Below are 23,627 nucleotides of genomic sequence, written 5' to 3' on the forward strand. Positions count from 1 at the left end.
CTACTTACCCAACGTAAATATTCTTATTGCATTTGAAAATACAATAAGGATGCCAGTTGATACTCTTATTGCGTTTGAAAATGCAATAAGGATATTTGTATGCTTTCTGTATTTTTTAGAAGTCCCAGTGATTTTTTCCCTATGAAGAAATCGTCTATATATTTAGAGAAAAGTAGGCTATCGGCGATAATTAAACGTTGATAGCCTACTTTCTTATAAGTCTATAGAAATTGTATGTCAGAGAATTAGAGCGTGAACTCTTTTGATTGGAGTAATTCTTTTGTTGTCTTTTGTGGTTTATGAATAACGGGAATTTTTACTTTTTCTGTAACTGTTTTTATATGAACGTCTTTGATTTCTTTAGGAGTCCACCATCCTAAGAAAGGAGATGCTTGTTGAGACGGGATATAGGTTCTTGCTATTCCTTCAAATTTGAAAGCGGGGAGTACTATTGTTGTAATCTCATTGGCAGAAATGATATATTCTGCCCAAACTAAACTATTGAATGTTTGTCCTTTATAGTTGCGAAGTCCGAGTGTCTCATCGCGATTAAAGTTGAGTCGGCGAACAGTGGCATTTTTTAGCTTGAGTGTTTGTGTGTTACAGCGTATCTGTTGTAAGTCGGCATCTGAGTAGAGAATTATAGAAACCAACATGCTATCACCCTTGATGAGCGTGGGGGACTCAATAACTGTTCTCGCAAAGAAAATTGGCTTCTTTTGTGCAAATAGGGGGCAGGTATAGATCCAAAGAGCACTCAGGAATAATGCAAGAAGCACAGATTTAGTTGTTCTCATTGTTTGATTGCGTAATAGGATTGATTTGTTCTTTTAAATTTTCGCATTCTTCCAACCAAAGAGCTGCACAAGCATCAGAAGGCATACGCCAATCGCCTCGAGGGCTGAGAGAACAACTTCCTACTTTTGGACCATCGGGGAGACAACTGCGTTTAAATTGCTGGCTGAAGAAACGACGGCAAAATGTTTGTAACCATTTTAGAATGGTTGCATCATCGTAAGTAGATGAGTTTCTATTGCTGCTATTAAACGCCTTTTGTGCTAAATAGAAAACCTTACTTGGCCGGAAGCCATTGCGTAAGAAATGATAAATGAAAAAGTCGTGCAATTCGTATGGACCAACGAGGTCTTCTGTCTTTTGGAGAATCTCTCCGTTAGCAGTTGCTGGAATAAGTTCTGGACTAATGGGGGTATTGACAATATCGAGAAGTGTACTTTTGATATGTTCGTCTTCAACATGTTGTGCCACACAGTTTACAAGATGATAAACTAGCGTTTTAGGAATAGAAGAGTTGACGGCATACATAGACATTTGATCGCCATTGTAAGTTGCCCATCCTAGAGCCAGTTCGCTTAGATCTCCAGTGCCGACTACAAATCCATTCATTTGATTGGCAGCATCCATAAGGATTTGTGTACGTTCGCGTGCTTGGCTGTTTTCGTAAGTAACATCGTGCTTTGCTGGGTCGATTCCTAAGTCTTTAAAATGTACATTGCAGGCATCCTTTATACCGATCTCTCTTATGGTAACACCCAACCCTTTCATCAAGTTAATGGCATTAGTGTAAGTACGGTCTGTAGTACCAAAACCAGGCATAGTGATACCAACGATGCCTTTTCTATTCTTTTTCAATCTGTCGAAGGCATTTACGCAAACGAGTAACGCTAATGTGGAATCTAAGCCTCCGCTAATACCTATAACCACCGTTTCGGCGTGAGTATGGTCGATACGTTTTGCTAAGCCTTCACTTTGGATACTGAGAATTTCCTCGCAGCATTCGTCAATTTTGTCCGCACTAGGGACAAATGGGTGGGATGGAATATTGCGTGTCAGAGTGAAGCGCTCTTTATCAAGAATTGTAGGATTCATCTCAAATTGGAAGTAGGTACCTTTGTCAGATTGCTGCATTAAGTCCTTTACAGAGGCAAACGTGGTATTAACACGGCGTTCTTGTCGAAGACTATCAATATCGATTTCACTGACAATGAGCTGTTCTTGCATAGAGAAGCGTTTGCCTTCTTCTAATATATGTCCATTTTCTGCAATAAAGCCAAGACCACTGAAGACGATATCTTGTGTGCTTTCCCCATAACCACTACCGGCATAGACATAGCCGCTGATGCAGCGTGCGCTCTGATTACTGATAAGTCCTTTTAAATACGCATTTTTCCCTACAAGTTCATTGCTGCTACTTAGATTAAAGATGATTTCTGCACCATGTAAGGAGAGTTTAGAGCTGGGGGGTATCGTAGCCCAAAGGTCTTCACATATTTCTACGCCAAAGGTGAATCGGCCGTTATTGAACAAGAGGTGATCACCACAAGGAATCTGCTGGCCAAAGAAATTGATTTGTTCTTGTCGTCCTAAGCGAGAAGCAGAACTAAACCAACGAGCTTCGTAGAACTCTTTATAGTTAGGAATGTATGTCTTTGGTACAATACCATAAATTTTTCCTCCTTGTATAATGGCAGCACAGTTGAGCAGCATACCGTCATAAGCAAGCGGCAGGCCCACTATGGTTGTGATATTGAGGTTGTGACTGAATTCCATGATTTTTAATAGAGAGGTTTCGGCCTCTTCTAAAAGAATTTGCTGCTGGAAAAGGTCCTGACATGTATAGCCCGTTATAGAGAGTTCGGGGAATACAATAATCTCAACGCCGAGCCCTTCAGCTCGAGCCATCATACCTTCAATTTGTGTTGTATTAAATTTGCAGTCAGCTACTCGTACGCTAGGGACAGCCGCCGCTACTTTGATAAATCCGTACATAAGTAATTTATTGTTTTAAATTCGCAAAGATAATGAAAAACTCATCACTTTAATAGAATGCCTGTGTATATTCGACCTGAGTTTATACCAAGACGGCGTGCTGAGAAGAAAGTATCGTAGTGATTGTAGGTACAAATGTTTGCAACAGAAATATTTTCCATTTTTACACCTGTTGCAACTAGAAGTTTAAAATTTGCTGCCCATAAATCAATATGCCATTTCTCTCGACGTTCTGCAATTTCCGACATCGTAAAGCCTGCAGTAGCAAAAGCATCATATACTTCATCACCGACTTCGAAGGCTTCTTTACTGATACTTGGACCTATAATAGCTTTGAGGTCTTGAGGAAATGAGTTGTAATGCTCTTGCATTTTTTGAATGGTTTTGCAAACTATTTTTCCAACAGTACCTCGCCATCCTGCATGAACTGCACCGATTGCTTGTTTTGTTGTATCGTAGAGGAGGATAGGAACACAGTCGGCTGTTGATATACCAATGCATAATTGCCTCTCATTGGTGATAACAGCATCTATGTCTTCTAGATCTGTATTCTTTGTATGTGATGTAACAGCTTGTACTGCTGTTAGATGAACTTGTCGTGGTACAATGATACGCTCACTAGGAATGTCAAGTAGTAGGCTGAGTCGATTGCGATTTTCTTGCACGTTCTTGAGCCTATCGTTGCAGTAGTGAGATATATTAAAGGAGGAGTAGTTTCCTGTACTTACTCCTCCTTTTCTTGTTGTAGAGAATGCTCGAACTCTATTGTCAAGCGAATACTCAAAAATATCAGTTTCAGTCATCAAGAATTTCTATGTCTTCTAAGTCAAGAATGTCTTCATCTGTTTCTTCCTCAAAGTCGGGTTCCCATTCCTCAAAGTCTTGATCTAAAATACGTACTTCACGATCGCGATGGATGATACTCCCTCCTTCAGAAACAGCTTGTAATTTGTTACTCTCGCTATTGAGTTCTTTCCAAAGGCAATCTTTTAATTCTTGGATTCCTTTGCCCGCAACTGCTGAAATGAATACGACTGGAAGATCTGTGGGCAAATCGACACTCAGCAAATCAATAAGCTCATCGTCTAAGAGGTCGGATTTAGTGATTGCTAAGACTCTGTGCTTATTGAGCATCTGAGGATTAAACTTTTCTAACTCACCTAAGAGTACCTCGTATTCTTTTTTGATATCATCAGAGTCTCCAGGAACCATGAACAGTAAGAGAGAATTACGTTCAATATGACGGAGAAAGCGAAGTCCTAGTCCTTTTCCCTCGGCAGCTCCTTCAATGATACCAGGAATGTCTGCCATAACAAAGCTTTGGTTGTCACGATAGGGGACAATGCCTAGACTCGGTTCCATCGTGGTGAAAGGATAATTGGCAATTTTTGGCTTTGCAGAAGAAACTGAAGAGAGAAGAGTGGATTTACCTGCATTGGGAAAACCAACGAGGCCAACATCTGCTAGTAACTTCAATTCCAGGATAACCATCATCTCTTGCATCGGTTCTCCGGGTTGTGCATAACGTGGTGTTTGATTAGTAGCAGTTCGGAAATGCCAATTGCCTTTTCCGCCACGCCCACCTTTTAGCAGCATCACGACTTGTCCATCTTCTGTAACATCGCAGATATATTTACCTGTTTCAGCATCGTAGGCAACTGTGCCGCAAGGGACATCTATATAGCAGTCTTGCCCATCGGCACCATGCAGGAGAGATTTTCCGCCATTACCACCATGTCCAGCAAAAACATGACGCTCATAACGCAGGTGGAGAAGAGTCCAGTAGTTGTGATTTCCTCTTAAATATATGTTTCCACCGCGTCCTCCATCTCCTCCGTCGGGACCACCATTTGGTTGATACTTCGCACGGTGTAAATGCATCGAGCCGCGTCCTCCTTTTCCAGAACGACAATAAATTTTTACGTAGTCAACGAAGTTGGATTCCATATTTTTTCTTCGAGTGAGACCAAAGAGGTTAGATAAAATTTGAATAAAAAGAAAACGAACTACACATCCTCACTATTGGTGAGGTATTGTGTAATTCGTTTGTGTATAATGATTTTAGAGTTCGTTAATAACTTTACAAAGAGCTGCTTCGATTTCTTCGAGAGAACCAATACCCTTGATAGAATGACAAAGTCCCTCAGAAGTGTACCATTCAATGAGAGGACTTGTTTGATTCTTATAGACATTTAAACGCTTTTGAATTGTTTCTTCGTTATCGTCAGCGCGGCCAGAAGTTTTGCCACGATTGATAAGTCGAGCGATAAGTTCTTCTTCTGGAACATCAAGCTCGAGCATAGCACTAACTTCAGTATTTCTGTCAGCTAACATCTTCTTTAATGCTTCTGCTTGAGGTATGGTACGAGGAAAACCATCAAAGATAATACCATCGCAGGGACATAGACTATCGTATGTACTTGCGAGAATGTCAATCATCAGCGAGTCTGGAATTAACTGACCATTATCAATGTAATTTTTAGCAGTATTTCCCAGCTCTGTGCCTTTTTTTATTTCTCCACGCAAGACATCACCTGTTGAGATGTGTTTAAAACCATATCTCTTAACCAAAAGATCACTTTGAGTCCCCTTGCCTGAGCCTGGAGCACCAAAAATAACTAAATTTTTCATATTTTGAATTATCCTTTTGTGTGTTTCTTCTTATTTGATGGTGTATATTTCTGGTAAGTTTCTACCTTCACCATCATAATCAAGCCCGTAACCTACAATAAAGTCGTTGGGGATTTTGAAGCAGCAATAAGGAATGTCGAGATCTACCTTCAAATTTCCTGGTTTTACTAAGAGTGAGGCTATTTTGATACTGGCTGGATGACGTGCCTGCAACATTGCTAATAATTCCTCCATGGTTTTACCTGAATCAATAATATCCTCAACGATAACAATATGGCGGTCTTCTATGTTCTCATTTAAACCTATAAGTTCTTTTACGATGCCTGTTGATTTTGTTCCTGTATAGGAGGCCAACCGAACAAACGTAATTTCACAATCGGTAGAAATTCCTCGTATTAAATCTGCTGCAAAAACAAAAGCACCATTCAGTACGGCAAGAAATAGCGGTTTTTTGCCGTTAAGGTCTTTACTTATTTGTGCTGCTACTTCTGAGACGCGCTTCTGAATCTCTTCTCGAGAAATTGAAACGGTGAAAGTTTTGTCCTTTACCTGAATAGTTTCCATACTTGTTTTAGAAAATTTGCTGCGAAGGTACAATAAGTATGAAGAAACTCCAAATTACTCTTATTTTTTTATACGGTATTGGGATCTATAAAAAGAGCCCTCCAAGATGAAATGGAGGGCTCTTCGCTTTTTAGAAGTGTTATGCTTCTTCTTCGTTCTGTTTTGAGAACTCTTCAATGAGTTTCTTCTGCAAATCTGTAGGTATTAGTTCATAAGAAGCAAACTTCATAATGAAACTAGCACGACCACCTGTTAAACTACTTAATGTAGTGGCGTAGTTAGACATTTCTTTCAAGGGGACTTTTGCTGATAACTTCTGATAGCCATTTTCATCTACCATACCAATAATCATACCTCGACGACCTTGTAAATCGCTCATTACATCACCCATTGCTTCTACTGGTGTGAAAACTTCAACGTCATAGATGGGTTCAAGAATTTTAGGACCTGCATCGCGAAACGCTTGACTGAAGGCGTTTCGACCAGCTAAAGTGAATGAAATTTCATTGGAATCAACTGGGTGCATTTTTCCGTCAAAAACTACAACTCGAACATCACGGGCATAAGAGCCTGTTAATGGCCCTTGCTCCATTCTGCTCATGATACCTTTAAGAATTGCAGGCATAAATCGAGTATCAATAGCTCCGCCAACAACGCTGTTAATAAATACCAATTTGCCACCCCATTCTAACGGAATTTCTTCTTTACCCTTGATGTTAACACGAATTTCCTGTCCACCAAAGTTGTAGCTTGTGGGATCTGGCATTCCTTCATGATAGGGTTCAACAATTAAGTGTACTTCACCGAATTGTCCTGCACCACCGGACTGTTTTTTATGTCGATAATCTCCTTTTGCAGACTTAGTGATTGTTTCGCGATAAGGAATTTTTTGTTCATAGAATTCAACGGGTATTTTATCGAGATTTTCTAAACGCCACTTAAGTGTACGAAGATGGAATTCTCCTTGTCCTTTGATAAGAGTCTGTCTTAACTCTTTACTTTGTTCAATAACCCATGTTGGGTCTTCAAGACGCATGCGCTGAATGGCTTGCATCATCTTTTCTGTGTCAGATTCATTGACAGCTTTAATGGCTCGTATGTATTTGGGCTCTGGATATTTTATCCAATTGAAACGATTCTCACAATTTGCTCCGTTTAGAGTGTTTCCCGTTCGTACGTCTTTTAGCTTGACTGTACATCCTATGTCGCCAGCTAGCATTTTTTCTACTTTATCGCGTTGAGCTCCTGCGCAAGTAAATATTTGTGCTATGCGTTCTTTTGTGCCTCTGTCTGCATTTGTGAGTTCATCTCCTTCTTTTAGAGTACCACTCATGACTTTAAAGTATTGTACTTCTCCGATATGTGGTTCTACTCCTGTTTTAAAGAAATAAACGCTTGTTGGCCCTTTGGGATCTAATAAGACTTCTTCACCTCTTGTGTTATGTACTGCAGGCATTTCGTCAACGAATGGTACTACATTACCAAGGAATTCCATTAAGCGACCGACCCCCATATTCTTATACGCGCATACACAGAATATAGGGAAAATGCTGCGAGTGACCATTCCTTTGCGAATACCTTCACGCATCTCATCTTCAGTAAGTTGTTCTGTTTCAAAGAATTTTTCCATGAGGTTTTCGTCATTTTCTGCTGCAGCTTCTACTAATGCTTTATGCATTTCTTGTGCTCGTTCCTTTTCCTCTGCAGGAATGTCTTCTATTGTAGGTTGTCCACCTTCTTCTCCCCATGTTAATTTTTTCATGAGAATAACGTCTATCAACGAATTGAAGTCTGGCCCCGTTTTTACAGGGTATTGTACAGGAATAGCTTTTGATCCATAAATACCTTGTAGTTGCTCTACTATATTATTATAATCGCAGAGCTCAGAATCTAATTGGTTGACGAGGAAGATAACAGGCTTCTGAAGTTTGTCTGTGTAGCGGAAGTGGTTTTGCGTACCTACTTCTGGACCGTATTGACCATTTATAAGAAGTATCGCAGTATCTGTGACATTAAGTGCCGTAATAGCCGCACCAACAAAATCATCAGATCCAGGACAATCGATGATATTTAATTTCTTGTTATTTCTTTCTACATGGAATATAGTGGAGAAGACTGAATATCCATAGTCTTGTTCAACAGGAAAATAGTCGCTAACGGTATTTTTCATGGTGATGCGCCCGCGGCGTTTTATGCGACCACTCTCATAGAGCAAAGCTTCAGTTAGTGTGGTCTTACCTGAGCCGTCATTACCTAACAGGGCAATGTTCTTAATGTCGTGAGAATCGTAAACTTTCATAGTGATGGCTTTTTGTTTTATTGAATAGGTATTATGCGGTGTGCCCGCAGTTGTAAATTTGTTTCGGCCGCAAAGTAGTGAGAATTTTGAAGTTGGCAAAATATAAAAACCATGTTGTATAACATATTTTTGACTGTGAAATCTATTTGTATAAATATGAAGTTATACTTTTTTGAAAATTTATTCGCATTATTTGGAGAAACCAGTAAATCTCCCTACATTCGCCAACGAAATAATTGTTTAACTAACATCTAATTATTCAACGGACATGAAGAAATATAATTTTGGTGCGGGCCCTTCAATTCTCCCGCAGGAAGTTATGAAAGCTACTGCTGAAGCATGTGTGGACTTTAATGACATAGGTCTATCTCTGATGGAAATGAGCCATCGTAGTAAAGAATTTCAGGCTGTGATTGATGAGGCTCGAGATCTTATGAAAGAGCTTTTAGGCATTCCTGACGGGTATAGTGTATTATTCCTCGGAGGTGGCGCAAGTCTAGAGTTCTGTATGATCCCATACAACTTTCTCGAAAAAAAAGCAGTTTATGTAAATACAGGTGTATGGGCAACAAAAGCTCTAAAAGAGGCGACGTTGTTTGGAGATGTTGTGGAAGTTGCGTCATCAAAGGATAAAAATTTTACATATTACCCTAAGAATTTTGAGATTCCACGAGATGCGGACTATTTACATGTTACTTCTAATAATACTATTTATGGTACTGAATATCTGAAAGATTTTGAATCTCCCATTCCTCTTATCTGTGATATGTCTAGTGACATTCTTTCTCGTCCAGTAGATGTAAGTAAGTATACGATGATATATGGGGGAGCACAAAAGAACATATCTATGGCAGGCGTAACCTTTGTAATTGTAAAAGATGAAGCTCTTGGTAAGGTTAGTAGAACTATTCCTACAATGCTAGATTATCGTACTCATGTTAAGAAGGGTTCTATGTTTAATACACCTCCTGTGATTCCTATTTATTCAGCTTTGCAAACACTTCGTTGGGTAAAAGCTCAAGGCGGTGTTTTAGAAATGAACCGTCGTGCTCAAGAACGTGCAGACTTACTTTATGCCGAAATTGATCGTAATAAGTGTTTTACGGGAACAGCAGTAAAAGAAGATCGTAGCCGTATGAATATTTGCTTCGTTATGGTAGACGAGTATAAAGAGCTAGAATCCGAATTCCTTGCTTTTGCCCTAGAACGTGGTATTTGGGGAATCAAGGGACACCGTGATGTGGGTGGCTTCCGTGCTTCATGCTATAATGCAATGCCATTAGAAGGTGTTAAGGCTTTAATTGCTTGTATGCAGGATTTTGAAGCAAAGCATTAAAAATAATTACAGAATGACAAGTTGAACAGTTCTTAGTATCTGTTCACTTGTCACTCTCTTATCCTTTACTAACTTTTATTTATTATTGACTATGAAAATTTTAGTTGCAACGCAAAAGCCCTTCGCCTCTGTCGCAGTTGAAGGTATTCGAGAAATTGTAGAAAAGGCAGGATTTGAACTAATTTTGTTAGAAAAATATACAGAAAAGTCAGAGTTACTTGAGGCAGTCAAAGATGCGAATGCAATTATCATTCGTTCTGATAAAATTGATGCTGAAGTCATGGACGCTGCTCCAGAATTGAAGATTATTGTCCGTGCTGGTGCAGGTTTTGACAATGTTGATTTGCAAGCTGCAACGCAACATGGTATTGTTGTAATGAATACTCCTGGACAGAATTCAAATGCTGTTGCAGAACTTGTTTTTGGCCTTCTTCTATTTACTGTTCGTAATCATTATAATGGCAAATCCGGAACGGAATTGATGGGTAAGAAATTAGGACTTTTAGCTTTTGGAAACGTTCCTCAAAATGTGGCTCGTGTGGCTAAAGGATTTGGAATGGAAGTTTATGCTTATGATGCTTATTGTCCGCAAGAAATTTTTGTTCAGCACGGCGTAATACAAGTGAATTCCGCAGAAGAATTATTCCGTATATGTGATGTTGTAAGTCTTCATATTCCTTCTACTCCAGAGACCAAGAATAGTATTAATGCTAAGTTGATTGCTTCCATGAGACCAAATGCAATTCTTGTTAATACAGCTCGTCAAGATGTAATTAATGAATCTGAACTCATTAGTATTTTACAAGAGCGTACAGATTTGCGCTATATTAGTGATCTTCAACTTGCAGCCGATAAGGAGGCTTGCGAAAAACTCGGCGATCGCTACTTTGCAACTCCTAAGAAGATGGGAGCTCAAACTGCAGAGGCTAATATCAATGCAGGGCTTGCAGCTGCAAATCAGATTGTTGATTTTTTCAAAGACGGAGTGACTCGTTTCCAAGTTAATAAGTAAGTATTATACAATGTGTAAGATGAGATATTTAATGAACTCATCTCCTTTTATCCTATCTTTTATCTTTAAAATAATTCATTTCAAAATCTTATGGCAAGAATCAAACCTTTCAAGGGAATTCGTCCTCCCAAAGAATTAGTTGAGCAAATAGAATGTCGTCCTTATGATGTACTAGATTCTGATGAGGCACGTGCCGAAGCTGGCGATAATGAAATGTCGCTTTATCATATTATTAAACCTGAAATCAATTTTCCTGAAGGAACTAGTGAGTATGACTCTCGCGTTTATAAAAGTGGAGCAGAACAATTCTTAAAATTTCAAGCAAAAGGCTGGCTTCTACAAGATAAAAAGGAAAACTACTACCTTTATGCGCAAACAATGAATGGGTATACACAATATGGTTTTGTTGTTTGTTGTCATGTCCAAGATTATCTTAATAATGTAATTAAGAAGCACGAACTAACTCGTCGTGATAAAGAGGAAGATCGAATGAAGCATATCCGCAATACACGTGCAAATATAGAGCCTGTATTCCTTGCTTATAAAGAGCGTCCTATACTTACGGAAATCATAAATCGTTATGCCACTCAAAAGCCTGAGTATGATTTTATTGCTCCTATAGATGGGTTTGGACATCGTTTTTGGCTAATTGAAGACGAGAAAGATATTTTTATGATTACTGCTGAATTTGAGCAGATGGATGCTCTTTATATTGCTGATGGGCATCATAGATCTGCAGCTGCAGCTCTAGTAGGCCAGGAGATAGCTAAGCAGAATCCTAAAAATACAGGTGAGGAAGAATATAATTTCTATATGGCTGTATGTTTCCCTGAAAATCAACTTACAATCCTTGGTTATAATCGTGTTGTTACAGATTTGAATGGACTTACTCCACAGGAGTTTCTTGCAGCACTTGATGCTGACTTTATTGTTGAAGATCTCGGTATTAAAGAATATGCTCCGCAACAATTTCATGAATTCTCTCTTTATTTAGAAGGGCATTGGTATAAGCTTCAGGCTCGTCCTGGTACCTTTGAACCGTCAGATCCTATAGGCGTCCTTGACGTAGATATTTCGTCTAGATTGATTCTTGATAAACTGCTTAATATTACAGATTTACGTGGGGATCATCGTATAGATTTTGTTGGTGGTCTCCGCGGCGTAGGCGAATTGAAGCGTCGTGTAGATAGTGGTGAAATGAAAGCTGCACTTGCTTTATATCCTGTTACGATGCAGCAAATTATTGCTATTGCAGATGCAGGTCGGATTATGCCCCCTAAGGCTACATGGTTTGAGCCAAAACTTCGCAGTGGCCTTATAATTCATAAGCTCGACAACTGACTTTCGTAAATAATTCTACGTTGAGCATATAACTTTCGTGATATATATTATTAATTTTGCAGAGTTAATGTGGTATCACTTAATGAAATAAAGAAGGCAAAGCTTTGATGAACTTTGCCTTCTTTTTATTACATGACTTTATGCCATCTCTTTAACTTCTCTCATATCGATTTCTTCGCCTTTGTCATTATAGAATTGATACTGTAAATAGGCTAGTCCTTCATCGGGAGTGAGTTGTATGCTTGTTTTATATTTAAATTGCCACTTTCGTTTAAGAGAAATTAAACCTTTATTGAGGTAAGCAGCAACATAAGGATGAACGTGTAGTCGGATTCGCTTGAAATGAAGCTGTTGTGATAATTGTCGTATTTTTCCTTCAAGTAAGTCAGTAAAGAGGATGCTTGGCTTTATTTTACCTGAACCTCCACAAGTAGGGCAGATCTCTTCAACATTAGGCTCTTCTATGGGGCGGACGCGTTGTCTCGTAATTTGCATAAGTCCAAATTTAGACAAAGGAAGGATATTATGACGGGCGCGATCGCCCTTCATATTTTCTACCATGCGTTCATATAACTTCTGTCTGTTTTCTGGTTGAGCCATGTCAATAAAGTCAACAACAATAATTCCCCCCATATCACGTAGACGTAATTGGCGGGCAAGTTCATCGGCTGCACCTAAGTTTACATCAAGTGCATTCACTTCTTGTCCTTCAGGAGAACGCGAACGATTACCGCTATTGACATCGACCACATGAAGAGCTTCAGTGTGTTCGATAATTAGATATGCACCATGTTTGTAAGTTACAGTACGACCAAAGGAACTTTTTATCTGTCGAGTAACGGAGAAATTATCAAAAATAGGGACATTTCCTTGATACAATTTTACGATATCTAGGCGCGTAGGAGCAATCATGGAAACATAGGCACGAATATCATCAAAAACTTCTTTATTGTTAATATAGATGTTTTCGTAAGAGGGGTTGAAGAGATCACGAAGCAGAGCCACAGCTCGACTCGTTTCTTCATAGCAAAGGGTTGGTCTATAATTTTGTAAGGCTTGTTGTGGAGATTTTGCTTCAGCTTCTATTTTCTTTTGTGCTTGACGTGCTTTCCGCACCTTGTTGATAGTCTCTTCCCAACGTCGGTGAAGGATTTTGATTTCCAAGTCGAGTTCGCTTGCTCGTTTGCCTTCTGCAACAGTTCGGATTATGACACCAAACCCCTTTGGCTTAATACTGTGAATAAGTTGTTTGAGGCGAGCACGCTCTTGACTACTCTTGATTTTTGAGGAAACGGAGATCTTGTCACTAAAAGGAATTAGGACAAGAAATCTTCCTGGGAAACTAATATCACAACTTACACGAGGGCCTTTTGTAGATATTGGCTCTTTTTGAATTTGAACGAGTACTTCTTGTCCTTGTTTTACAATATTCTGAACGCTTCCTTCCTTTTCAAGATCGCTTTGTCCCAGAGCTTTTGTGATGGAAACGTCTTTTGTTCCATCCCCCAGTAGGCTCATGTATTTATCTAATGAGCGATAGCGAATACCCAAATCTAGATAATGGAGGAATGCATCTCGCTCATATCCGACATTCACGAAACAAGCATTAAGCCCTGGCATGATTTTTTTGACTTTTGCAAGATAGATATTACCCACAGAAAAATGTGCTTCACGTCCTTCTTGTTGATATTCGACGAGGCGCTTATCTTCAAGTAGAGCGATCGAGATTTCTTTGGCGCGAACATCTACTATTACTTCACTTGTCATAATCTTTTGTGAGGTTTAATGTTTTAGTTCGTAGTTTACAAAAAAGAGAATTGAGAAATAGGATGACTCTATGAAGGTGTCTCCATGAAGTTTGAATCCTGTTTCGCAATCCTCAATTAATGAGTCGTCTTTGGAGACTACTTGCTCTTATGACGATTCTTTCTCAGGCGTTTTTTACGCTTGTGTGTAGACATCTTGTGTCTTTTTTTCTTCTTACCGTTTGGCATAATCTTATATTTTTTACCGTTAAAATGTGAATGATCTTATTTTACTAGTTGACTGAATTCTTTCGAGGGTTTGAACGCAGGAATATTGTGTTCAGGAATAATGAGCGTTGTGTTCCGAGTGATGTTTCGTCCCGTCTTCTGTGCACGTTTCTTGAGAATGAAACTACCGAATCCACGGAGATAAACATTTTTCTCTTCAGCGAGAGAATCTTTCACTGTCTCCATAAAGGCTTCAACTATATTGAGAACAGTGCGTTTATCCAATCCTGTTTTTTCAGAAATGGTGTATACTAAATCTGCTTTAGTCATTTTTGCATCAATTGTTTGTTTCTACTTATTTTTAGCGAGTGCAAAGATAGTGCAAAAGGCTTGAAGCACAAAGAAGAAGCTCGAAAATCACGCTTTCGGAATGGGAATTTTCTCAATTCTGCGTGTGTGGCGTCCTCCTTCAAAAGCAGTGTAGAGGAATTCGTCCATGATATTCTTGGCCTCTTCTTCATTGATAAATCTACCTGGCATACACAAAACGTTCGCATCGTTATGCTGCCGGGTGAGATGAGCAATTTCTGGAATCCAAACGAGTGCAGCTCTGATTTTTTGATGCTTATTGAGAGTCATGCTAATACCTTCTCCACTACCGCAGATGGCAATGCCGCGTTTTATTTCTCCCTTTTCAATTGCAGTGGCTAAAGCGTGGGCATAGTCGGGATAGTCGCAGCTTTCTTCTGAGTTTGTCCCAAAATCTTCCCATTCTAATCCTTTTTGTTTTAGATAAGTTTTGACAAATTCTTTTAGTTTGAAGCCTGCATGATCGCAGGCTAGTCCTATTTTTTCTGACATAATTATATGATTTGTATATTATTTTTTTTGAAGAAATTCTTCTGTTTCTGATACTGAGAAATTAAGCTCACGAGCTATTTTATACAAATAAATTTTTTCATTGACACTGATTTTATTACTGATATGAATGATCTCGGTAAGTAGTCTCATTAGTTGAGTGGAGCAAAGAGGGTCGTCCTTAAATTTTCTGAAATCTACTTTGAATACATGTCCTTCACGAAGATTCTCTGCAAAGGATTCCTTTTCTGTATTTATAAGTGTAGTATGCTGTATATAGTGGAAGATAAAATGTTGTTTCTTCTCTTTATTCAGCTCATTCATAGAGCTCATATTAATCAGTGCTTTGACAACGAGGTGCTCAATGTCATCTGTTGGCATCTGCATCTTTGTTTTAGAAGTCTCTGCTCCCAATAAATCGAATTGAGTGTGTAAGGTCTTTTGCAAACGTTGTGCACCAGGATAAAATGTTGCGTAGGTGACGGTTCCTGAAATAATGCCGCCAATAATTGGAATGAATTTTCCAATGGTTTTTGGTACTGAGTTTTTAGAGAGATCAACGCCTATGTGTTGAGCCACTTGTCTGACTAGTGGGTAGTAGATAGAGCGGATAAGAACTTTTTGAGGTACTTTCTTCGATATTTGTATTGTAAGGTCTAAACAAATATCGCGCAGTGCTTTGTTTGCAATCTCAGTCCCCATCATCGTGCCAACGAAGAGGGTAAGCATATCCATCATGTCGTCCGTGACTTGTGGATTTCCTTTTTCATCTGTTTCTCTAAGGTCAGGAAAGCCATATAAGTATGCAAGCTTTTGTGCAAGAACAAAGACGTGGTAATAATATTGTGCTAAATCCGTCGGGATAGATGCCAAGATGGTCGGTCCACCAGGAATTCCCGTTAGAGTTGAAAGTGTTGTAACTGCACGAGTGTGGTATTTTATAAGGCGTGTTGCTAAATTATCAATGACAGAACATTTAATGACTGCGGCAGGACGTAACTCCAGTACTTTACTTATCTTGTCTGGGGGGAGCGCTTCGTTGAGAGTGGAAGAGAGAAACTCTTTACGATCAACGCATACACCAGGGATAGTTAGTGCAGCTTTCATTATTTTATTCCATAAATTTGCTTTTCTCATCATAGCCTTGTTCGATTTCGTTTGTTGCAAAGTTATGCTTTCTAAACTTGAAATACAAATAATTACTTATTTCTTGTCAAGTGCTAATAGCTCATCTCGTATTTGAGCAGCCAAGATAAAATCAAACTTGTGAGCTGCCTCCGTCATCATTTTCTGAAGACGTTCCTTCCGTTGTTCGAGCGGTTCTTCTGCTCCGTAAATAGCATCAGCTTCTGCTGCAATACTTGTGGTATTATTAAAATCTCCTGATAGCGCTTCTCTATAAATGTCTTTCTCCTGCTGTTGTTCTTCTGAAATCTTGGCTAATTCATTCCTACCAATGCTCTTCTTGATTGGAGAAGGTTGGATACCATGTTTTTGATTATATTCTATTTGTTTGGCCCTGCGACGATTTGTTTCATCAATTGTTTGTTGCATAGCTCCTGTAACCTTGTTGGCATACATGATGACACGACCGTTTACATTACGGGCTGCACGTCCAGCTGTCTGTGTGAGGCTTCGAGCATTTCTAAGAAAACCCTCTTTATCTGCATCAAGAATAGCTACAAGAGCAACTTCAGGAAGATCTAGTCCCTCACGCAATAGGTTAACCCCCACTAGAACTTGATACACTCCTCGGCGAAGATCTTCCATGATTCGCACTCGTTCTAGGGTGTCGACATCACTATGTATATAAGCCGTTCTAATACCTACTTCAATGAAATATTCGCTTAATTCTTCTGCCATCTTTTTCGTTAGGGTAGTTACAAGTACACGTTCGTCAAGATGGATACAGGTTCTAATTTCATCCATTAGATCGTCTACGGGGAAATCATTAGAGCGTACCTCTATAGGTGGATCCAGCAGGCCAGTAGGTCGTATTATTTGTTCAACAACAACTCCTTCAGCTTCCTGCAGTTCATAATCTGCAGGTGTAGCTGATATGTAGATTACTTGATTCGCCATATCATGGAATTCATCAAAACTTAGTGGTCGGTTGTCGAGTGCTGCTGGCAAACGAAATCCGTAATTCACTAAGGCTTCTTTTCTGCTACGATCTCCTTCGCGCATGGCTCTAATTTGAGGGACTGTCACATGGCTTTCATCTATGACAATGAGGAAGTCTTTTGGAAAGAAATCCAACAGACAGTAGGGACGAGTTCCTGCTTTTCGACCATCAAAGTACCGGCTATAATTTTCAATACCACTGCAATGTCCCAATTCTCTAATCATTTCTATATCATAGTTCACACGTTCACTCAGTCGTTTTGCCTCTAATGTTTTTCCCATGTTTTCAAAGTTCTCACATTGCAACATGAGATCATCCTGTATCTGTCGGATGGCCAGTTCTTGCGTCTCTTTTGATGTTAAGAAAAGATTTGCAGGATAAATCTTGTATTGATCGAAACTTCCTAAGCGAATTCCACTTTGTGCATCAATTTCTTCGATTGTTTCTATTTCGTCTCCCCAAAATGTTATGCGAAGAATATCATCAGAGTAAGCTAAAAAAATATCGACAGTGTCACCGTTTACACGAAAATCTCCAGCTTTTGGAGCAACATCATTACGGATATATTGTCCGTCTACTAATCTTCGTAATAAGGTGTTGAGTACAAATGCTTTGCCTACTTTTAATTCTATCACATTTTCATAAAATGCTGCGGGATTTCCCATACCATAAATACAACTAACAGAACTAACTACGACAACATCCTTCCTACCGCTAAGCAAAGCTGAAAGAGATGCTAATCGCAACTTATCGATTTCTTCGTTGATCGCTAAGTCTTTCTCAATATATGTGTCAGTCTGAGCAATATAGGCTTCTGGCTGATAATAGTCATAATAAGATACATAATATTCTACTGCATTTTCAGGAAAGAATCCTTTAAATTCGTGATAGAGTTGTGCCGCTAATGTTTTATTGTGACTCAATACCAACGTAGGTTTGTTGAGATTTTTAATAACATTAGCTACTGTAAAAGTCTTTCCCGATCCAGTTACACCTAGAAGGACCTGTGCGCGGGCTCCTTCTCTAGCACAGGTTGTAAGCTGGTGGATAGCCTCAGGCTGATCACCCATTGGCTGATAGGCGGAATGTAATATAAACTCATTCATTATGTTTTTATCCTTAGAACCCACAAAGGTAAGACATCTTTTCTAATTTAATTATAAACTGTCTGCTAGAACGTGTGCAGATATTGAGAGGTAAATGCAACTCAGGCGATGCAATGGGGACAAATGATATTCTTATCATATTTTCTGTCACCATAAGGATATCTTCGATTATCTATATTGCTTTTCTTTATTTTCTTCAGAAGTGTTTTAGCTTTAGAAACTTTACTCTTTGAAGTTTGTCGGTTCTTACTAATAACCCCAATTCGGTTTAAGAAACTCATGAAAGGGAATTTCTTAAACCGAATTGGGGTTAAAATATTCTTGGAAGAGTTTAATCAAGCCGCAAAAACTGCCCTCATCAAAACACGCAAACCATCAATACCTATCGCGCATTAAGCAAAGGCAATTGCAAAGGCGATATAGAAGTGAATGGATATTGCTTTTTAGGTTACGAATATCCAGCAATGCACCCTATACAGACGGATAGGGCTAAGAAAGTGTGGGATATACTAAGTGGAGTTATCGATCATTATATGCCTAGCTATAACGACGGTATTTCGATACCGGGGTATCGTATTCAAAGCATGGCCGACTGCGAAAGGATAATCAAAGAAGATGAGGAGATATGGATGTCGGATAATGATAATTAGAACGAGTGATTGGATTTGGAATGGAGTAAGGACATGCACCTTATCCACGCTTGCAGTAAATTGAACGATATATTAGATTTTTCAATCTTCAATTCATTATGGGTGAGGAAGTTTGAAGTAGAAGTTACGGTAGATATAGACTTAACCGTATAGCCCAAAGTGGTCTTTATAAACAGAACACTTTAGGCTGATGGCACATTTTATAATGGTCGTCAAGAATTGCAGCATTTGAGAATGTTGTTTCTCCATGCTTTATTGTACCGTATGCCTCGTGCGCATGACCAAAAAAGTGGTACTTAGGGCTTATATCCATCACCTTGTTTTTCAACGGAGCATTGCCCCAATGTGTCCCGTTGGATTTGTCTAAAATCATACATGGAGGCTCATGCGTTACAAGGATGTCTATGTCGGTTGGTATCAATTGTTCTGAATGGTTGTAACCTAAGCCATAGAACTTCATCCCTTCTATCTCACAACCTCTATCCTGAAGAAAATGCATGTTGCTGGGCAAACCCTCAATATCAGCTGCTTCCCATAAACAAAGGTCATGATTACCAGTAACAAAAACTTTGTGCTTATATGGCAATTCTATCAGCCAGTTAAGGAAATCGAATACCTCTTGCTCTGTACCCATATCGGTAAAGTCGCCACAATGCACAAGAACATCGGCAGCTGGCAGATTAGCCAGTTGCCGATGACAGTTGTGCGTGTCAGAAATCTGAACAATAGTCATACTCTTAGTCCATTTGTTCTATTCTGCCTATCAACTCATCTAAGACATCTCGAACTTTTCCGTTGTCTAATTTATAATCAATCATTTTCTTCCATCGCTCTCCATTCCATTCCCATTCAGGCGTTGAGCAGATAGTGCTAAAGTACTCTCTTATGTTCTCTTCATCTGTTTTTCTACGGAAGAGTGTAATTGTACATTCTGTAACAGAGCAAACAACATCTATTGCTACATTTCTTTCAGTATTCTCTATTACAACACAATTGCCTATTTGTCCTTGATAATACCAAACCCTCCACTGAGGATATTTCTCATCGAACAATATGTTACCATTCTGCCACGTTGCACCTAATGAATACAATAAGTGGGCATTCTTTACTGCAAATGGCTTGCTCCAAGAGTTTTTGACCAAAATATGGTTTTTGCCATCATTACAAATAGTGTGTTTCGTGTTGCAATACTCAAGCAGATAAGGACAATGCACAAATTCTGCCCAATCTTGCTCTAGTGGGAACTCGTCGCACAATGATTTCAAATAGGTTTCAAGATCTGTTTCTGCGTTCTTTATACAATCATCAAAAAACTTTCTGAACGCTTCCGAGTTCTCCCATATCAGTTGATGCCAATCAGCCCAGCCCCATCCGAAGTTAAATTCATTACCTTGTTTAATTGGGTAGTTTGCCAATGAGCGAGTTAGCAGCGCACGCCTAACAAGATCGATGTTATCTTCGCAATTGCCTTCAAACAATCTATCAAACATATTTAAATAGCCATTGAACGCGTCAAGATGAAAACCGTTCTCAGCAGTAGCCCAGTCGATAAGTGGTTTTATTTCGCCTGCCCAGATGTGATGGCTCTTTATCTCATCTCTATTTTGAGCCTTCCAAAAAGCCTCTTCTATCGCTTCTCTATCACCAATATTCTCCTTCAGGATGGTTAATTTCAGCCTTTCTTCGTCTGTCAGAATGGTTTCAGAGATTTTAAGACACTTCTTGTTTTCTATTAGCTCCAAAACATCTTGATAGCTTTTAACCATCTCGATAGCATCATAAACCAAATCATTGACCGCTTTACCTACATCGCTTTTCCTTGCAATATTGTGCAAGAAATGATACCAACGCAGCAAGTTGCTATCTTTTGCTTCGGTAACATTCCATTGTAGACAGTAGGTCATTAACGGAAGTAATTGGAAGCAATCAAGCTGACTGATGGCTTTCTCACTCTCTTTAGGCGAAAGAAAATCTTTCTTTGGATATTTGGTGTTACCCCATTCATTAAACAGAAATTGTGTAACCTTCCAACACTCATAAACTTTTTTAAAAGCTATCTTCTCGTAAGGAAAGTGAGCTGTCTTTTGCTTCAAAACTTGTTGTAATGTTTCTTTATCAGCGTAAGACATTGTCACCCATCTCAGAAACTCATCAAACCCAGCTTCTGCCGTATCGTTGCCGTTACCTCTATTTTTCCAAAACCATGTTTCTATCTCTTCCCAGTCGATAGCTATTGTAGATGTATGCCCATCGGCATCAGTTCTCGCATATCCCTTATTGATGTCAGCATGAATAACCAATGGTTTCAGATTTTGGGTTGCCGTCAGTGGTTCGCCCGTTGTATTGATTACAACAAAGGTTTCTTCTCCGTTCTTACGGTTGCCCATATCATAATACATAAAGGTGAGTTGTGTAGTGAGGAATTTTCCAAACTCATAACACCATTCGGCTGTCTTATCCCCAAGTATGGTTTCCATCTTTTTCAATGCCCTCAACATACTTTGGATACTTGCATCGTCCTTGTAATCGTTGAAAAACCATTGTGCGCTTTCGATATTCTCTACATACTTTACATTCTCCTTGTCATTCGCTTCTTCGATAAAGAAATGGCAAACTAAATCGCTAAGAAAGTAGAGCGACGACTCGCGAATGGAATATTGCAAGTAAGGTTCTTTATCATCTTTGAGATATTCATAATCAGAGATGAGGAGTTTTCTAAAAGGATTACCCTCTACCTTTTTATTAAGCATTCCTATCAAGAGGTACAAGGTTGTGATGCGTTGCTGTCCATCACAAAGCTGAATATGGCTTTCGAGTGATTCATACCCATATATTAAGCCAAGGTTGAGTTTATTGCGTTGCTCTTGCTCAAATGATTGTATTAGATTGGTTGTAAAATCACTAACCAATTCAATCTTGTTTTTGGTATGCACCTCATCTCCCCAGCAATAATCTCGCTGCAAATCGGGTATGATAATTTTTCCTTCATCAGAGAATAGCTCTGACAAAGTGTAGTTTGTCCCTGTTATAAAGTTTATCTTATTCATCATACTTTTCTTTCAATTCTTGGTAATCGTTTTCGAATTTCTCTATCATTGCCTTCTTATTTTCTGATATGGCTGTTCCGTTCCAACCGCCTCTTTCAGCAAATACACATATTGTGTGTAAAAGATGACGGCTCTTGAACAGTTCTTTTCGGCTTGGGTTGAAGAACATTATTTTTTTTCCTCAAAATCACTGTTGTTAAACATCGAATTTTCATTCTTATAGAGCAGTACCAAGTTGCCGATGCTATGCTCAGTTGTTGTAAGTCCGTCTGCGGTCGTAATATCCTCACGTTTTAGCGTAATATCTTCCTCGCTACATTCTTTATCATCGCCTCTAAACCATTTGCCCTCTTCGTCTTGATGTCCTACTTTCGATTTAGGATAGATATGCTCCAAAGAACGATTGCTCCATATATCAAAAATGAAGACTCTCTCCTGCTTGATGTCTTCATCTATATTCAGCCTAAGCAAGAATTGAAAAGCTTTTTCAGAATTTTGTATATACAGGAAGTCATCGTTCAAAGCTTTCAAAGTATTCTCATATTTCTCGCTAAAGCTTTTTGCATCTTTCTTTATAATTTCATCGTGCGTCATACCCAAGAAAGCAAGCATATAATAATCCTTCAAGGCTTTTTCATCATTTTGCTTATTTACAAAATAATATTGAACAAACTTTCTTCTGCTGTCCTCTCTCATTATCAATAAGATAGCACCTATTTGGTTGTGGGTAACAGGATTGGTAAAAGCATCTTCAAACTGCTTTTGTAATCGTCGAAGCTCATCAAACGCCATCTTTGCATCGTAGGGAGTGCCATTTGGTAGACAAGAATTTCTGAAACTTTCAAAGTTGAGTACTTCTTTTGTCTTCATCGAAAGATAAGTGCTGATGAGCAGTCCCATAGTGTTATCGCACCTAAACAAGCGTTTCACGTCTTCTCTGTTCCACCAGTGTAGCCACTTATCCCATTCACGAGCATAACGACTTCTAAGCATATTTAGTTCCCATTCGTGCGCTATACCGCCTGATTTCTCTTCACTTAATGATGCAAGGCGCAGTATCTCTGCTTTGATTATTTCTTCTTGCTGCATAACAGCCTTATTGCCATTCATCATGGTAAAAACTCTCTTGGCTTGCTCTTCATTGGGAACATTGATGTACAAGAATGTTACTTTCTTGAGTACGAAGGCTAAGAACGCCTCTTTATCTATATCCTGAAGCTTGTCTGCAATGATGCGAAGCGTTTTCTTAAAGAAATAATGGTCTTGATAAGGTTCATTTTCATCAGCCTCAATATCTTCCAAGTTAAGTTCTTTAAGAAACTTGCTCGATGCCTCACGAACCTTGTACATTATATCAAACTTCTCGCTATATCCCAACCATTTCAGTAAAAGATAAAGAAAGGTGGTGCGTTGCTGCCCGTCAATGAGTATGATTTCATCTTCGTACTCCGTAACAGTAACCCCTTGAAGGAATACCTCAAATCTGTTCTCATACCGTTGTATCAAATCATTCATCAGATACTCTACGGCGTTTGTCTTGCTCCTACCTTCCTGTCCCCAGATATAGCCACGCTGATAATCAGGAATGACAAAGGTTTTACCTTTAGAAAGGTATTCTTGTAAAGTAATAGTTGTTTTCATTTTATCATCAAGTTTTATCTACCTTGCAGACCCCCAAAGTGCTTTTTAAACACAGCACATATAGTGTATCTATAACTTTAATAATTAGATTTTTACGTTAGTGCTACAAATATAATAAAAATGCTTCATTAGCCTAAATCTCATTTAATCTTCTATTTTCAGATAGAGCTTAAAAACCCTAATTCGGTTTAAGAAGCACTCTTTCATGAGTTTCTTAAACCGCACACGCATCCTTTCGGCCTTGAGCTAAAACCGAA

19 protein-coding genes are annotated in these 23,627 nt (G+C 39.0%); 4 read left to right on the plus strand and 15 right to left on the minus strand.

The window, feature by feature from the left end:
- Positions 1-245: 245 nt before the first annotated feature.
- The 7 genes from ACO4R2_RS05880 to ACO4R2_RS05910 all read right to left on the minus strand — a co-directional run bounded on the left by ACO4R2_RS05880 (position 246) and on the right by ACO4R2_RS05910 (position 8,281).
- Entirely contained in the window at positions 246-797 is a 552-nt protein-coding gene (locus tag ACO4R2_RS05880) for a hypothetical protein (protein WP_484769540.1), read from the minus strand.
- Positions 784-2,787: an NAD(+) synthase gene (locus ACO4R2_RS05885; RefSeq protein ID WP_484769541.1), complete on the minus strand. Its 2,004-nt coding sequence runs from the start codon at positions 2,785-2,787 to the stop codon at positions 784-786. Before ACO4R2_RS05885 ends, ACO4R2_RS05880 begins: the two co-directional genes overlap by 14 nt.
- 44 nt (positions 2,788-2,831) lie before the next feature.
- Positions 2,832-3,590, minus strand: a complete 759-nt coding sequence (gene pgeF, locus ACO4R2_RS05890; protein ID WP_311490947.1) for a peptidoglycan editing factor PgeF — start codon at positions 3,588-3,590, stop codon at positions 2,832-2,834.
- On the minus strand, positions 3,583-4,734 hold the full coding sequence (gene obgE, locus ACO4R2_RS05895) for a GTPase ObgE (RefSeq protein WP_311490948.1): 1,152 nt from the start codon (positions 4,732-4,734) through the stop codon (positions 3,583-3,585). Before obgE ends, pgeF begins: the two co-directional genes overlap by 8 nt.
- Positions 4,735-4,848: 114 nt before the next feature.
- A complete protein-coding gene (locus tag ACO4R2_RS05900; RefSeq protein WP_311490949.1) occupies positions 4,849-5,418 on the minus strand; it encodes an adenylate kinase in 570 nt (189 codons plus the stop codon).
- 30 nt (positions 5,419-5,448) lie between these two features.
- Positions 5,449-5,982, minus strand: coding sequence for a hypoxanthine phosphoribosyltransferase (gene hpt, locus ACO4R2_RS05905; RefSeq protein WP_347719270.1), 534 nt, complete (start codon positions 5,980-5,982; stop codon positions 5,449-5,451).
- Between the two features lie 139 nt (positions 5,983-6,121).
- Positions 6,122-8,281, minus strand: a complete 2,160-nt coding sequence (locus ACO4R2_RS05910) for an elongation factor G (RefSeq protein ID WP_311490966.1) — start codon at positions 8,279-8,281, stop codon at positions 6,122-6,124.
- 268 nt (positions 8,282-8,549) lie between these two features.
- Between ACO4R2_RS05910 and serC the strand changes: the two genes are divergently transcribed.
- The 3 genes from serC to ACO4R2_RS05925 all read left to right on the plus strand — a co-directional run bounded on the left by serC (position 8,550) and on the right by ACO4R2_RS05925 (position 11,970).
- The gene (gene serC / locus ACO4R2_RS05915) at positions 8,550-9,617 is read left to right on the plus strand and encodes a 3-phosphoserine/phosphohydroxythreonine transaminase (protein WP_484769542.1); all 1,068 of its coding nucleotides are present in this window, start codon (positions 8,550-8,552) and stop codon (positions 9,615-9,617) included.
- A 91-nt stretch (positions 9,618-9,708) separates the two neighbouring features.
- A complete protein-coding gene (locus ACO4R2_RS05920) occupies positions 9,709-10,629 on the plus strand; it encodes a 3-phosphoglycerate dehydrogenase (RefSeq protein ID WP_347719268.1) in 921 nt (306 codons plus the stop codon).
- A 90-nt stretch (positions 10,630-10,719) separates the two neighbouring features.
- Complete coding sequence (locus ACO4R2_RS05925) at positions 10,720-11,970, plus strand: DUF1015 domain-containing protein (protein ID WP_347719267.1); 1,251 nt, start codon at positions 10,720-10,722, stop codon at positions 11,968-11,970.
- A gap of 138 nt (positions 11,971-12,108) precedes the next feature.
- On the opposite strand, the gene ACO4R2_RS05930 is transcribed toward ACO4R2_RS05925, so the two are convergent.
- From ACO4R2_RS05930 to uvrB, 5 genes are all read right to left on the minus strand, one after another.
- Entirely contained in the window at positions 12,109-13,737 is a 1,629-nt protein-coding gene (locus ACO4R2_RS05930; RefSeq protein WP_311490954.1) for an Rne/Rng family ribonuclease, read from the minus strand.
- Between the two features lie 263 nt (positions 13,738-14,000).
- Entirely contained in the window at positions 14,001-14,273 is a 273-nt protein-coding gene (locus ACO4R2_RS05935) for an HU family DNA-binding protein (RefSeq protein ID WP_311490955.1), read from the minus strand.
- A gap of 87 nt (positions 14,274-14,360) precedes the next feature.
- Positions 14,361-14,804, minus strand: coding sequence for a ribose 5-phosphate isomerase B (gene rpiB / locus ACO4R2_RS05940; protein WP_311490956.1), 444 nt, complete (start codon positions 14,802-14,804; stop codon positions 14,361-14,363).
- Positions 14,805-14,822: 18 nt separating this feature from the next.
- A complete protein-coding gene (locus ACO4R2_RS05945; protein WP_484769543.1) occupies positions 14,823-15,941 on the minus strand; it encodes a hypothetical protein in 1,119 nt (372 codons plus the stop codon).
- A gap of 63 nt (positions 15,942-16,004) precedes the next feature.
- Positions 16,005-18,032 (minus strand): excinuclease ABC subunit UvrB, encoded by a 2,028-nt coding sequence (gene uvrB, locus ACO4R2_RS05950; protein WP_311490958.1) that lies wholly within the window; start codon positions 18,030-18,032, stop codon positions 16,005-16,007.
- Between the two features lie 464 nt (positions 18,033-18,496).
- Between uvrB and ACO4R2_RS05955 the strand changes: the two genes are divergently transcribed.
- A complete protein-coding gene (locus ACO4R2_RS05955; RefSeq protein WP_347719263.1) occupies positions 18,497-18,682 on the plus strand; it encodes a hypothetical protein in 186 nt (61 codons plus the stop codon).
- A gap of 166 nt (positions 18,683-18,848) precedes the next feature.
- Here ACO4R2_RS05955 and ACO4R2_RS05960 read toward each other — a convergent pair whose 3' ends face one another.
- The 3 genes from ACO4R2_RS05960 to ACO4R2_RS05970 form a co-directional block, all read right to left on the minus strand.
- Positions 18,849-19,415, minus strand: a complete 567-nt coding sequence (locus ACO4R2_RS05960; RefSeq protein WP_484769544.1) for a metallophosphatase domain-containing protein — start codon at positions 19,413-19,415, stop codon at positions 18,849-18,851.
- A 4-nt stretch (positions 19,416-19,419) separates the two neighbouring features.
- Complete coding sequence (locus ACO4R2_RS05965; RefSeq protein WP_484769545.1) at positions 19,420-21,732, minus strand: DUF262 domain-containing protein; 2,313 nt, start codon at positions 21,730-21,732, stop codon at positions 19,420-19,422.
- Between the two features lie 165 nt (positions 21,733-21,897).
- Entirely contained in the window at positions 21,898-23,370 is a 1,473-nt protein-coding gene (locus tag ACO4R2_RS05970) for a DUF262 domain-containing protein (RefSeq protein ID WP_484769546.1), read from the minus strand.
- Between the last annotated feature and the right edge of the window lie 257 nt (positions 23,371-23,627).

This window comes from Alloprevotella sp., assembly GCF_057240785.1.